At 59.3% G+C, this 12,997-nt stretch carries 16 protein-coding genes; 12 read left to right on the top strand and 4 right to left on the bottom strand.

Annotated features, from left to right (window positions below):
* The 8 genes from pstC (at position 1) to ACTQV3_RS03255 (ending at position 6,283) form a co-directional block, all read left to right on the top strand.
* Positions 1-927 (top strand): phosphate ABC transporter permease subunit PstC, encoded by a 927-nt coding sequence (pstC, locus tag ACTQV3_RS03290; protein WP_441033191.1) that lies wholly within the window; start codon positions 1-3, stop codon positions 925-927.
* A gap of 3 nt (positions 928-930) precedes the next feature.
* On the top strand, positions 931-1,836 hold the full coding sequence (gene pstA / locus ACTQV3_RS03285; RefSeq protein WP_427727613.1) for a phosphate ABC transporter permease PstA: 906 nt from the start codon (positions 931-933) through the stop codon (positions 1,834-1,836).
* A 12-nt stretch (positions 1,837-1,848) separates the two neighbouring features.
* Entirely contained in the window at positions 1,849-2,652 is an 804-nt protein-coding gene (gene pstB / locus ACTQV3_RS03280) for a phosphate ABC transporter ATP-binding protein PstB (RefSeq protein WP_089571588.1), read from the top strand.
* A gap of 92 nt (positions 2,653-2,744) precedes the next feature.
* Complete coding sequence (locus ACTQV3_RS03275) at positions 2,745-3,602, top strand: phosphate signaling complex PhoU family protein (RefSeq protein ID WP_427719211.1); 858 nt, start codon at positions 2,745-2,747, stop codon at positions 3,600-3,602.
* Between the two features lie 120 nt (positions 3,603-3,722).
* Positions 3,723-4,460, top strand: coding sequence for a YggS family pyridoxal phosphate-dependent enzyme (locus ACTQV3_RS03270; protein ID WP_441041704.1), 738 nt, complete (start codon positions 3,723-3,725; stop codon positions 4,458-4,460).
* Between the two features lie 60 nt (positions 4,461-4,520).
* A complete protein-coding gene (locus ACTQV3_RS03265; protein WP_441535871.1) occupies positions 4,521-5,249 on the top strand; it encodes a cell division protein SepF in 729 nt (242 codons plus the stop codon).
* Between the two features lie 15 nt (positions 5,250-5,264).
* Entirely contained in the window at positions 5,265-5,552 is a 288-nt protein-coding gene (locus ACTQV3_RS03260; protein ID WP_441549821.1) for a YggT family protein, read from the top strand.
* 62 nt (positions 5,553-5,614) lie between these two features.
* Positions 5,615-6,283: a DivIVA domain-containing protein gene (locus tag ACTQV3_RS03255; RefSeq protein WP_154515270.1), complete on the top strand. Its 669-nt coding sequence runs from the start codon at positions 5,615-5,617 to the stop codon at positions 6,281-6,283.
* Between the two features lie 165 nt (positions 6,284-6,448).
* Here the strand turns inward: ACTQV3_RS03255 and ACTQV3_RS03250 are convergent, their stop codons facing one another.
* From ACTQV3_RS03250 to ACTQV3_RS03240, 3 genes are all read right to left on the bottom strand, one after another.
* Positions 6,449-6,979 (bottom strand): nitroreductase family protein, encoded by a 531-nt coding sequence (locus ACTQV3_RS03250; RefSeq protein ID WP_441535872.1) that lies wholly within the window; start codon positions 6,977-6,979, stop codon positions 6,449-6,451.
* A gap of 285 nt (positions 6,980-7,264) precedes the next feature.
* A complete protein-coding gene (locus ACTQV3_RS03245) occupies positions 7,265-7,888 on the bottom strand; it encodes a DUF47 domain-containing protein (RefSeq protein WP_427719219.1) in 624 nt (207 codons plus the stop codon).
* A gap of 66 nt (positions 7,889-7,954) precedes the next feature.
* On the bottom strand, positions 7,955-9,004 hold the full coding sequence (locus ACTQV3_RS03240; RefSeq protein ID WP_427719222.1) for an inorganic phosphate transporter: 1,050 nt from the start codon (positions 9,002-9,004) through the stop codon (positions 7,955-7,957).
* A gap of 250 nt (positions 9,005-9,254) precedes the next feature.
* On the opposite strand from ACTQV3_RS03240, the gene ACTQV3_RS03235 reads away from it, so the two are divergent.
* From ACTQV3_RS03235 to ACTQV3_RS03220, 4 genes are all read left to right on the top strand, one after another.
* The gene (locus ACTQV3_RS03235) at positions 9,255-9,593 is read left to right on the top strand and encodes a hypothetical protein (protein WP_154515278.1); all 339 of its coding nucleotides are present in this window, start codon (positions 9,255-9,257) and stop codon (positions 9,591-9,593) included.
* A gap of 80 nt (positions 9,594-9,673) precedes the next feature.
* Complete coding sequence (locus ACTQV3_RS03230) at positions 9,674-10,369, top strand: Bax inhibitor-1 family protein (RefSeq protein ID WP_154515280.1); 696 nt, start codon at positions 9,674-9,676, stop codon at positions 10,367-10,369.
* Positions 10,370-10,505: 136 nt separating this feature from the next.
* Positions 10,506-11,621, top strand: a complete 1,116-nt coding sequence (locus tag ACTQV3_RS03225; protein WP_441535874.1) for a TIGR02452 family protein — start codon at positions 10,506-10,508, stop codon at positions 11,619-11,621.
* 78 nt (positions 11,622-11,699) lie between these two features.
* Positions 11,700-11,918 carry a hypothetical protein gene (locus ACTQV3_RS03220; protein WP_441535875.1) on the top strand — a complete coding sequence of 73 codons (219 nt, stop codon included), beginning with the start codon at positions 11,700-11,702 and terminating at the stop codon, positions 11,916-11,918.
* 73 nt (positions 11,919-11,991) lie between these two features.
* Here the strand turns inward: ACTQV3_RS03220 and thiD are convergent, their stop codons facing one another.
* On the bottom strand, positions 11,992-12,822 hold the full coding sequence (thiD, locus tag ACTQV3_RS03215; RefSeq protein WP_441068132.1) for a bifunctional hydroxymethylpyrimidine kinase/phosphomethylpyrimidine kinase: 831 nt from the start codon (positions 12,820-12,822) through the stop codon (positions 11,992-11,994).
* Between the last annotated feature and the right edge of the window lie 175 nt (positions 12,823-12,997).

Below are 12,997 nucleotides of genomic sequence, written 5' to 3'. Positions count from 1 at the left end.
ATGGAAGCACAGGAAACCCCCCAGATTGAGCGAGAGGCTCAGGCGCCCAAAAAGCGTGAGTTGGCGTTGGTGTCGCGCAGCACCTATCTCAAAGAGAAGGCGCTGCAGTGGATCTTCTTTGCTTGCGCGTTCTTGGCGGTCGTTACCGTCATCCTGATTTTTGTCTTTACCACGTACTCGGCGTTGCCCGTCTTTACCGACATCGGTCTGGCGGACTTCTTTAGCTTTACGTGGGCGCCCTCCGAGGGCCACTACGGCATCATGTCGCTGCTGGCGGGCTCTGGTCTGGTGACGGTCGGTGCGCTCGCCATGGGTGTGCCCCTGGGTGTGGGCACGGCCGTGTATCTGGTCGAGATCGCCGGCAAGCGCGTGCGCAGTCTCATCAGCCCCGCCGTCGACCTGCTGGCGGGTATCCCCTCCATCATCTACGGTTTCTTTGGCATGGTCATCATCCGTCCGTTTATCGCGCAGCTGACCGGCGGTCTTGGCTTTGGTGCGCTGACAGCGTGGCTCGTGCTCGCCATCATGATCGTTCCCACCATCACCACGCTCACCATCGATGCCCTCAATTCCATTCCCATGGGTATTCGCGAGGCATCCTATGCCATGGGTGCCACCAAGTGGCAGACCATCTACAAGGTCGTGCTGCCTGCAGCCAAGTTGGGCATCGTCGATGCGATTGTCTTGGGCATGGGTCGTGCCATCGGTGAGACCATGGCCGTGCTCATGGTCGTTGGCAACGCTCCGGTCATCCCGGACAGCATCTCGAGCCCCATCTCGACGCTCACGAGCCAGATCGCGCTCGATATGAGCTATTCCTCGGGCCTGCACCGCTCGGCTCTGTTTGGCATGGGCGTGGTCCTGTTTATCATTTCCGCCGCATTGGTGGGCATCGTCCGTCTGATTTCCAAGAAGAAGAGGGGGTAGGCTATGTCCGATTCCGTTGACACGACGGTCGATACGACCTCGTCGCGCGAACGCATCAAGCGTGCCCTTTCCCATGGTAAGAAGGGCCGCATCAACAAGGATCTGTCCAACAAGATTATGCTCGGCGTGTTTCGTGCCGCGGCCTATATCACCACGCTGGTGCTGGTCGCCATCATCGCCTATGTAGTTATCAACGGTCTGCCGCACATCTCGCTCGACTTTATCTTTGGCTGGCCGCAGGGCGTAAACGCCGAGGGCGGCATTTGGCCCACTATCGTCTCGACCGTCTACGTGACGGCGCTCGCCATGCTCATCTGCACGCCGGTTGCCGTCTTGGCTGCGGTCTATCTGGCTGAATATGCCAAGCAGGGCAAGGTCGTCGACATCATTCGCTATGCTGCCGATGCCCTGGCCTCGGTGCCCTCCATTGTTATGGGCCTTTTTGGCTACGCCTTGTTTGTCGAGGCCATGGGCCTGGGTCTTTCGATGGTTTCGGCCGCCCTGGCGCTCGCACTTCTGATGCTGCCCATTGTCATGCGTACCACCGAGGAGGCAATCCGCGCCGTTCCGCGCTATATCCGTTGGGGCGCATATGGCCTGGGTGCCACCAAGTGGCAGGTCGTCTCCAAGATCGTGCTTCCTTCGGCTTTTGGCCGCATCGCCACCGGCATCGTACTTGCCATCGGCCGCGCCATCGGCGAGACCGCCGTGGTGCTCTACACCATGGGCCAGGCCATCAACCTGCCTATTTCGCCGCTCGATTCCGGCCGCCCCATGACCGTTCACCTTTATCTGCTTGCCAATGACGGCATCAACATGAACGCAGCCTACGGCACCGCGCTTTTGCTGATGGCGATTATTCTGGCCTTCAACCTGTTTGCGCGTTATCTGTCGCGCAAACGCCGCTAGTTAAGGAGTCCCATGTCCGTCTATCAGTCCGCTCCCACGCTGGAGCAAGCGGCCATCACGGCCAAGGATTTCAACTTTTGGTACGGTGACTTTCATGCGCTGACGGGGCTCGACCTCAACATCGCCAAAAACGCCATTACCTCGTTTATCGGCCCTTCGGGCTGCGGCAAATCGACGTTTTTGCGCTGTATCAACCGTATGAACGACCTTATCGAGGGCACTCGCGTCGAGGGCACCATGACGCTCGACGGCAACGATATCTATGCCGAGGGCGTCGACCCGGTCGACCTTCGCCGCCGCGTGGGCATGATTTTTCAGCAGCCCAACCCGTTCCCTAAATCCATCTACGAGAATGTTGCTTTTGGCCCTCGTTTGCAGGGCGTGACTAGCAAAAGCGACCTCGATGACATCGTGGAAGAATCGCTCAAGCGCGCCAACCTCTGGAAAGAGGTATCCAATCAGCTCAACAAGGATGGTTTGGCGCTCTCGGGTGGTCAGCAGCAGCGTCTGTGCATCGCGCGTGTGCTCGCGGTGCAGCCCGATGTCCTTCTGATGGACGAGCCCTGCTCCGCCATCGACCCCACGTCCGTCTCCAAGGTCGAGGATCTGATGGCCGAGCTGGCGCCCGAGATGACGATCATCATCGTCACACATTCAATGCAGCAGGCAGCTCGCATTAGCGACTACACCGCCTTCTTCTTGCAGGAGGTTGCCGGCGAGCCCGCCACGCTCATCGAGTATGGTCAAACCGACGCGATCTTCACCAGCCCGGTGGATTCGCGGACGGAAGACTATATCACCGGCCGCTTTGGCTGATCGGTGCGACTAGTCCCGAGCCGATCGGACCTGGTCCGGTGCGTATTCACTGTGCGGGCGGCATGACCGCACCCAACTGATTGGAGTGAACCATGCGCAAACTGTTTTCCCGTCAGCTCGTCGAGGCTCGTCACGAGATGTTGAGCATCTACGAGGCTGTAGACCTGGCTCTTCACGACGCCGTGAAGGCCTATGTGACCGACGACCGCAAGCTCGCCACCAAGACCAAGAAGCGCACGCTTTCGATTGACGCGCGCTGCGCCAACCTGGAGGCCGTGTGCTACAACCTGATCGCTACGCAGTCGCCGGTCGCCTCCGACTTCCGCTTGCTGCAGACGATCATCTACGTCGACTTTAACCTGCAGCGCATGACCGATAAGGTTCGCCAGATCTGCCGCGCCACGCGTCATATGGTCAAGGCCGATATCTCGCTGCCCCAGGAGCTCGTCGGTACGGTTGAGGCCGAGGCCGAAGCCGTATACCAGGTGCTGGGCTCGTCGCTTTCCGCGCTCGTCACCAACGACATGTCCATCATCTGCAACTTGGCCGTCGAGGACGAGCCGGTGCATGCGGCCTATGAGAAGTTCTTCCGTACCTTCAACCGCATGGACGCGGGCGAGTTTATGGACGACGACAGCAACTATGACGATCTGCGCCGCGCCATCATGGTTTCGCGCTACCTCGATCGCATCGCCTCGATTTCCATCGATGCCGCCTGCCGTCTGACCTTCCTTTTGACCGGCCAGCGCATGAACGCCGGCGATATCGCCCGTACGGACGAGGATGAGCTCGAGAGCATGCGCGTACCTTCGGGCGAGGGCGTCATCATGAGGCCCGCTGTCGATGCGCGCTTTGTTGCCAAGGTGCCCGCTAACGAGGTGAGCGAGGGTCTTCGCTACCTGCTCGAGCACCTCGAGGACGAGGACGATACCGAGGATGACGAGGAGTAGGGTAGCTCCGTTCGTCGAAAGATTGTAAATACCTAAGTGAGCGCGGCCTTGCACATGCAGGGCCGCGCTCTTGCGTTAGCATGGGACTACTTGTATGGCTGTTAGCGGAGGCGATTGGCAATGGATAATTATTTGAACGTGATGCGCGCTCGCCGCGAGCAGATTCTCGAACGCTTTTATGCCGCACTCGATCGCGCGGGCCGTCCACACAATGCCGCACGTCTGATTGCCGTCTCCAAGACCGTTGGCGTCGATGAGACCGTTGCCGCCATCCAGACAGGGTATCGTCATTTTGCCGAGAACCGTCCGCAGGAGCTTGTTCGCAAGCTTGCGGGGCTAGCGGAGCATCCGGAGCTGCCCGAGGTGCGCTTCGATATGATCGGTAATCTTCAGACCAACAAGATCAATGCGGTGCTGGGTGCGGCCGAGCTGATTCATTCGGTGGGGTCGCTTCATTTGGCGCAGGCTATCTCGAGCCGTGCCGTCCGCAAGATTGAGGCGGGCGAGCTTGCCGGTCCTCAGCATGTGCTGATCGAGGTCAATGTAAGCGGCGAGGAGTCCAAGGGCGGCTTTTCGCCCGATGAGGTTCGTGCCTCCGCCGGCGAGCTTGCGGAGCTTGAGGGAATTTGTGTGCAGGGGCTTATGACCATGGCGCCCCGGGGGAATAAGGATGTGGCGCGCCGCACCTTTGCCGGGCTGCGTGAGTTGAGGGATGAGCTGGAGACGGCACACCCCGATCTGTGTCTGCCTGAGCTTTCTTGTGGCATGAGCGAGGACTTTGAGCCTGCCCTTGAGGAAGGCTCGACGCTTGTTCGCCTGGGCAGGGTAGTATTTAGCCCGGAGTTTGAAGTAAAATAAGAGCCTGAAGTGCGCGCTGATTGTCAGAGCGCCTGCATTAGACCGTGAGAGGACACAACCATGGGTTTCCTTGACGAAATTAAAAATAAAATGCACCTAGGCGGCCAGCAGGGTTATGACCAGGGTTATGGCCAGGATGATGACTACGGTTACGATGACGGCTATGACGACGGCTATCAGAACAACGGCTACAGCGGTGCTTCGGGCGAGGGCTTCTACACGCAAGATGAACCGAGCAATGGACTGCTGGGGCAGACACGCCGCGGAGAGGCTGAGTCGGTTGCTGTGTACACGCGTTCCGGTCAACTGGTCGGCGACGACTCCCGTCACGCTACGACGTACAATCCGCCTTCGCGCTCTCAGGATGCCGCTGCGGGCGGTTATCGTCCCGGCGCCTATGACACGCCGTCAAGCTACGCCGAGAACGCTCGGGTCCGCGCTGCCGCTGTGCCCGCTCCTGCTTCAACGCCGAGCGATGCCTCTGCCTATGCGAGCAATATCATCAACGCCACGCCTCAGTTGCCGGCCTACGTTCTTCGTCCGGAGAGTTATGACGACGTGGAGACGGTCGTGCGCCGCGTGCGTACCAAGCAGCCTGTTGCGCTGATTTTTGTGGGCGTTCGCACCGAGGTTGCCAAACGCGTCCTGGACTTTAGCTATGGCTTTGCCTGCGGCCTGGGCGCTTCGGTCAAAGAAGTGGGCGACCGCGTGTTTATGGTGCTGCCCGCCGGCTGCGAGGTCAAGGATTCGGATCTCAAGAAGCTTCGCGCCGACGGCTATCTCAAGTAAAGACAAGGTGAGGAGATTCCCATCAACATCTACACCATCGTTCAGGTTGTCAACACGCTGTTTAATTTTTATTCCACGTTGATTGTGGTCTACTGCTTTATGACGTGGATTCCCATGAAGCAGGGTGGTTTGCTACAGGATATCGCGGCGGCGCTCGACGGCGTTTGCGGCCCTTGGCTCAACCTGTTTCGCCGGTTTATCCCGCCGATGGGCGGTATCGATTTTTCACCGGTCGTTGCGATTATTGCGTTGCAGTTGGTGCAGAAGCTGATTCTGCAGCTACTTATAGGTATACTCGTATAGGACTGGCTCAGTAACCTATGTCGGGCGCTTAGCGCCAAGGCGATGATAAAGGAGAACTTGTTATGGCTATTACCCCTGCTGACATCCAGGCTCAGACCTTCTCTGAGGCCAAGCGCGGCTACGATCCCGCCGAGGTCGACGTCTTCCTGGAGACCCTGTCCTCCGAGGTCGACGCTATGCTTGCCAAGATCGTTGATCTTAAGGGTCGCCTGACCGCCACCGAGCAGCAGCTTGCCGATACGCAGGCTCAGCTTGCGCAGGCCCAGGATTCTGCCGCTCAGGCTGCCCCTGTCGCCACTCCCGCTCCCGATTTCTCCGCTCAGGAGCGTCAGATTTCCGCCGCTCTCATTGCGGCTCAGCAGACCGCCGAGGCGATTGTCAACGACGCTAACGAGAATGCTGACCGCATCCGCAACGAGGCCGACGCCAAGGCCCGCGAGGTCATCCGTCAGGCCCTGACCGAGAAGCAGGCCGAGCTCGAGGAGATTGACCGTCTGAAGGCTTCCCGCGAGGAGTTCAAGGCCGAGTATCTCAAGCTCATTCAGCACTTTATGGACGATGCTCAGAATTCCTTCCCGGCCGATCTGCTGGCTTCTACGCCGGTCGGTTCCGCGGCTTCTCCTGCCGTGACCATGCCTGCCGCCGAGCCGCTGCCTGTCGCTGATCCGGTTGTCCCCGTGGCCGACCCCTTCGCCCCGATTGACAACTTTGCCGCGGACGACCTGGACTAGCGCCAAAACTACAATCTAGCTCTTAAAAGGAGCTCGCGCTTGCGAGCTCCTTTTTTGTAGCTGTATACGGGTTGGGAAACAAAACGCCGAGCTCTGCGTGCGATAGGGCAGAACTCGGCGAACGTTTGAGCGGTAAAAGGTAGATTTTAGGGCATGGGCCAAAAACTACTTGAGAAGGAAATTGGATAGAGGAATGGTGCGGGCCTCGCGATGCTCGGGGTCGGCGATATGGTCGGCGGGATAGCCGCAGACGAGCATGTGGTAGGGATAAACGCCCTCGGGCAGGTTGAACTGCTCGCGGGCTAGCTCGGGCTTAAAATGGCATACCCAGCACGTTCCCAGGCCCTGTTCCTCGGCCTCCATCATCATCTGATCGCAAACAATCGAGGTGTCGATAGCGCTGGAGTTCATCTGATCATAGGGACGCACCCAAGCATCGTTGGTAACGCTGCAAATGAGGAAGATGAGCGGAGCGCCAAAGATGGACCCATCACGAGCAAACCGAGGCTGACAAGCAGCTGCCTTTTCCAGAAGCTCAGGTGTATCCAACACCATCACGCGGGTTGGATGATTATTGCAAGCAGAAGGAGCAATGCGCCCAGCCTCAACAATGGTATCCACTACAGCCTGCTCAACAGAACGATCCTCAAACAAACGACAAGAATACCGAGACCGAGCCAGATCCAAATACGACATACAAGCCCTCCAACAATTAAAAATCAAACAAACCCAAAGTAACCCAAAGAGTACCCAAAGCAGCAATCAGTCAAACGCTCACCAAGGGCCAAAGTGTCCGAGCGGGTACCAAAGGGCCCTTCAGCCAAACCCCCATTGCGCTAAAACTATCAGCCAAAGTTTCAATGGTGATACACAAGGGAGCGGGCCCGACCACTGATAACCTTTTGAACGACTCTGCTTGCAGCCGGAGTGAAAAGGGTTATTAGTGGCCGGGCCCGCGACCGATGGGACATGTACCCCCAATTAACTGTTCTTCATGACAATCGAATCCACGACATCGGCCACATTCTCGCAGCAGTCGGCGCAGTACTCCAAGAAGGCGTACACGTCACGCCAGGCGATGACCTCGAGCGGGTCCTTGCCGTTGACGTGCAGGTTACGCATGGCGTTGATGTAGAGTTCGTCGGCCTCGGACTCGATGGTGTTGATCTGGATGACGAGCTCGCGCAGCGTTTTGGACTTGCGGTAGTTGGGCAACTCGACCATCAGGTCCTTCATGGCGCGGCAGGCGTCGGTCACCTTGTGGGCGATCACGATGGCATCGGGGTGGATGCTCTGGATGTTGGTGAAGTAGAGGCGCTGCACGACGCCCTCAATACGGTCGAGCACGGTATCGAGCGAGCAGCTCATGAGGTTAAGGTCCTCGCGCTCAAGCGGGGTGATAAAGGCCGTGAGCAGGGCGTCTTCGAGCTCATGGTGCTTCTTGTCTGCTGCATGCTCAATCGCATGCATCTTCTCGAGCATGTCGTGGATCTGCGCGGGGTCAAAGTTCTCAAAAATCTTGGTGAGCAGCTCGGCTGCCTGAACGGCGAAGTCGGCGCAGGCGACGTAGTTGTCAAAGTAGAACGAATCGGGTTTCTTTGCCATGAGTGGTCCTTTCGGGGCGAAGACGGGTGGGCGAGGTAATGCGGTCCGGATGGAAGTTCGGTTTGACTAGAGGAACATCATGAACAGCCTGGCCATAACAAAGCTGATGAGTCCACAGGCGGGGAAGGTGAAGAACCACGTGAACATCATGTCCTTGACCACGCCGAAGTTGATGGCCGAGAGGCGCTTGACGGCGCCAACGCCCATGATGGCGCAGGTCTTGATGTGCGTGGAGGACACGGGGATACCGGTGAGCGTGGCAAGCAGCAGGTTTGCGGCTCCTGCCAGGTCGGCAGAGAAGCCCTGATACTTCTCAAGCTTAACCATGCTCTGGCCGACGGACTTGATGATACGCTCACCGCCCACGCTGGTGCCGATGCCCATGGTGGCCGAGCACAGCAGCATGATCCAGATGGGGATGCCGGCGTCGCCGACGCCGGTCTGTCCGTTGGCAAAGGCGACACCTAAAAAGAGCACGCCGATGAACTTTTGTCCATCCTGCGCGCCGTGCATAAAGCTCATGGCCGCGGCGCTCGCGATCTGAGCATATTTAAAGAAGACGTTGGCACGTCGCCTGTTGGCGGCAGCGAAAAGAATCGAGACGAGCTTGCACAGGACCCAGCCCATGACAAAGCCCAGACCGATGGAGAGCGCCAGGCCGTAGATGACCTTCATCCACTCGTGGACATTGACGCTGCTGGCGCCGCCGAGGGCGATGGCAGCGCCGGTCAGGCCGGCGATGAGGCTGTGGCTCTGCGAGGTGGGGATGCCAAAACGCGATGCCGTGGCGCCGTAGACGACGATGGAGAACAGGGCCGCGCAGAGGCACGCGAGCGCCATGGTGCTGTTTCCGCCAAAGTCGACGATATGGGAGATGGTGTTGGCAACGCTGGCATTAAAGTGCGTCATGATGAGCACGCCCAAAAAGTTGAACGCGGCACTCATGAGAATGGCGGCGCGGGCGGGCATGCAACGCGTGGTGACACAGGTCGCGATGGCGTTGGGCGCGTCGGTCCATCCGTTGACGAAGATGGCGCCGAGCGCGAGGAACACGGTGACGGCAAGGACTGGGTTCGAAACAAGTTGGCCGAGGAAGGCTGAGAACGTTACGTCCATATACGGGCTTTCTCGAAGTTTGCAGAAACGTTACAAAAACATGATAAATCGTATCACCTCCTGCGGGTTTCTTTACCGAGTTCTGACGGGAGAAGTGAATTTTTTGGCACTAAAATTGAATATTAGCCCTGTTGACCGCGGGTGTTCTTTTTGCTAACACGCCGTGAGGACACGTGCGCTCGCTCCGACACCCCAAAACCACAGTCTGTTCGCTTTACAATATACAAACATGCGTTCGATAATAGAGGGCATGGAATATCGACAGACAGATGGCAAAACTCGGCGCGTGCACAAGCAATATGTGGACGTCGTGGCCCGCATCCTCGCGGGCGGACAAGTTGTGCCGGTTACCGTCTGCTGGGTCGACGGTCGCTGCTTTACAATTGACGAGATTGTCTCGTCTACCGGTTTTGGCCTGACGGTTCACGGCATTCGTACGGCAACCTATAAGGTTCGTTTTGGCGGACATACGACCGAGCTGTATCTGGAAGACCAGGCGCGTGAGCGACCGGATGGCTCGCAGGCTCATCTGATGCGGTGGTGGGTGTGGGCGTTCGACCGCACACTCGAGAGTGAGCGCCGCGGGTAAGAGCGCGCGCCATTCGGGTACAATGGCAGGAATCTTGTCACCTACGGCGCTGTCGCGGCGCTTTTTGAAAGGACGAAATTATGAACGATATCCAGGGCTATCAGAACGGCCCCATCGAGACCGGCGCAAGCCGTGCCAAGGAGATGTCGCCGCGCGCGTACAACCTTGCCATGTCTGCCCTGATCTTTTTGGGTTTTTGCGCTATGGGCGCTGGCGCCTACTTTACGGGCACCATGTCGTTTGCGCGCATGATGATGAGTGGCGCCGCCCTGCCGCTGGTCTTTGGCTCGTTTATCCTGACCATTGTCGGCATCGTCATGATGTCGGCCGCCGCCAGCAAGCAGTCCGTGGGCCTGTCGCTCGCGGGTTACGCGATCTTTGCGAGCACCTTTGGTCTGACCGCGTCGTTTGGCCTTGCCAACTACGACCTGCCCACCATCAACACCGCCTTTATCGCCACTGCCGCCATCACCTTTGTCTTTGGCGCACTGGGCGTGACCTTCCCCAAATTCTTCCAGCGTGTGTATGGCATTGGTTTTGGCATTCTGCTTGCCACGATTCTGGTCGAGATCGTGCTGATGTTCATGGGCGTCTCGCAGACCATCACCGACCTGATCGTGATTGTGGTGTTCGCCGGCTTTATTGGCTACGACACCTATGTGGCCACGACGGTGCCGCCCACGCTGCCCAACGCCGTGCTCATGGCGTCCAACCTGTTCGTGGACATTATCAACGTGTTCCTGCGCATTCTGAACATCCTTGGTCGTCGCGACTAGTGCCAGATTGCAGCGGTGCTTGCCGCGCGCAAATCGATGCGAAAGGCGGTCCTTCGGGGCCGCCTTTTTTGTACGCGGCGGGGTATCATGGATGGGAAAAGCCGATAGCGGCAGCGACCGAGAAAGGTGACCACTTATGGCAGACGTCGACAACAGGAACCGTAACCGTAGGCCCAACCGCGCGGGACAGCCCAATCCCAAGCGCGAGGCCCGTGCCAAGGCCGCCGAGCGTCACGTGGCGACTGTGTCCGAAGCGTGCGCAAAGGATATCGAGCGCTCGCTTGCCGGCGTGCGCGAGTTCGAGGGCATGCCTGCCGGATTTGTCGCGGCGATGAAGGCTAAGGCCCAGGTGGCTGCTGCCGAAAAGCAGGTTGCCGATGAGTCTGAGGCCACCGAGGTTGCGCCTGCCGAGACCGAGGTCGTGGCCGAGCCTGTGCCCGCAGAGGAAGCCACGGAGACCGAGCCCGCGCCTGCTGCCGAGGAGCCCGCTCCGGTCCTGCCCGAGGTCACCGTGCTCGACGCCTCTGCCACGCAGGCCATTCTGGATAACGGCCGAGGCTACGCGCAGTTCTGCGACATGGCCGTGCTCGCCTTTGCCTCGTTCACCAACCCGGGCGGTGGCTACATCCAGGGCTATCTGGGTCAGGAGGCCACGCTCTGTGCCGATTCGTATCTGTACAATGTGCTCGATAAGCAGCGCAAATGGTACGGCGAGAACCGTCGCCGCAACATCAACTGTGAGCTGTACCGCAACCGTGCGCTGGTGGTGCCTGCGGTGCGCTTCGACCGCAACCACGTGCATGCGTATGCCGACGTGATCGTTGCCGCTGCGCCCAACGCCAAGCGCGCTCGCCAGGAGTATCGCGTGGGTGACGATGCCCTGCTGGACGCCCTGCGCGATCGTATCCGCTTTGTGCTGGCCATCTGCGACGAGCTTGGTCGCGAGAAGCTCGTGCTGGGCGCCTGGGGCTGTGACAACAACGGCTTTGACGCCGAGGCCGTGGCCGAGCTCTTCCGCAAGGAGCTCGCATCGGGCGACTTTAAGGTCAAGCAGGTCTTCTTTGCCGTGCCCTCTACGCGCTGGGACGAGGATTTTGCCAAGTTCGAGCACGTGCTGGCAAGCTTCCCCGAGCGCAACGAGGAGTCCTATGCCCAGGTTGCCGCCCGTGCCGCGGCCGCCCGTGCCGCCGAGCAGGCTCATGCCGCTGCCGAGGACGACGAGGATGATGAAGACTGGCGCAAGTATCTGTAATCGGTGCGCGCTGACAGATAGGTCGAGCCGGCGGGAGGGGCTGCTCCCGTCGGCTTTTTACTGAGGGAAGGGCTTGCGATGAAAAACGTCCTGTGCTTTGGTGACAGCAATACGTATGGCTACGATCCGGCGGGCATGCGCGATGGCACCGCGGTGCGCTATGCGCACGATGTGCGCTGGTGCGGCGTGGCCCAGCGCGACCTGGGCGATATCGATTATCTGCACATGCTGCCCGAAAGCCACGAGAGCCTGGGCCACGCCGTGGCAGCCAAGCTCCAAGAGATGCTCGGTGAGTAGCGCAGCCCCAAACCACCACAAAGGGACAGGCGCCTTTGCGGTGGTTTGTGCGGTGGTTTTGGCTGCTGGCTTTTTAGTACTGCCACATGTGGTTGACGGGGCCGGAGCCCTTGCCCATGTTCAGGCCGGCGGCGAGAGCTCCTGTTAGGTAGGCCTTGCCGGCGTTGACGGCGTCGGCAAGATCCATGCCCTGGGCCAGCGCGCAGGCGATGGCGGACGAGAGCGTGCAGCCGGTACCATGCGTGTTGGCGGTCTCGATGCGCTTGTGGCGGAACCACGTGGTGAGCGGATCGCCCAGGTGGTTGCCCTCGTCATCGAGCGGCGCGGGCTCTGCTAGCACATCGTTGGCCTCGTTGACAAAATGCCCGCCCTTAACGAGGGACGCGCAGCCAAAGCGGCGGGTGAGGAGCATGGCAGCGTTTTGCTGTGTGCGCTCAGAATCGACCTCGTAGTCGAGCAGCGCCATGGCCTCGGGAATATTGGGCGTGATAACGCTTGCCAGTGGGAACAGGCGGCGTGTAAGCGCTTCGGCGGCGTCCTCGGCGATGAGACGAGCGCCCGAAGTGGCGACCATGACGGGGTCGACGACGATATTTTGTGCGTCCCAGGCGCTCAGGCGGTCGGCTATGACTTCGATAATCTCGGCGGAAGAAACCATGCCGATCTTGACGGCACTGGGGCGGATATCGTCAAAAACGGCATCGATCTGCGCCGCGACAATATCCGGGGAGATGTTCTGCACGGCGGTGACGCCTAGGGTGTTCTGTGCGGTGATGGCCGTGATGACCGTCTCGGCATACAGGCGGTGCGCCGTGATGGTCTTGATGTCGGCCTGAATGCCGGCACCGCCGCTGGAATCGGATCCTGCGATGGACAGGACGGCAGGTACCTTACTACGATCCATGTTCGCTCCCTTGTTCGGTCGGATTCAAATGGGTCTCCTGCCCGCATTATAAAGTTGCCCGGGCCGGCTGTATGCCGATCCCGGGTGGGTGGCGCAATCTTTACGTAAATGTAAGAAAATGTTCACACGTCAACAATTGACGAACGCCTTGTGGCCGATTATGGCTCCGGTGACG

The sequence above is a fragment of the Collinsella sp. LCP19S3_A7 genome, assembly GCF_052121995.1.
In the GTDB taxonomy this organism is placed as follows: Bacteria; Actinomycetota; Coriobacteriia; order Coriobacteriales; family Coriobacteriaceae; genus Collinsella.
This window is presented reverse-complemented; position numbering and strand designations above follow the sequence as displayed.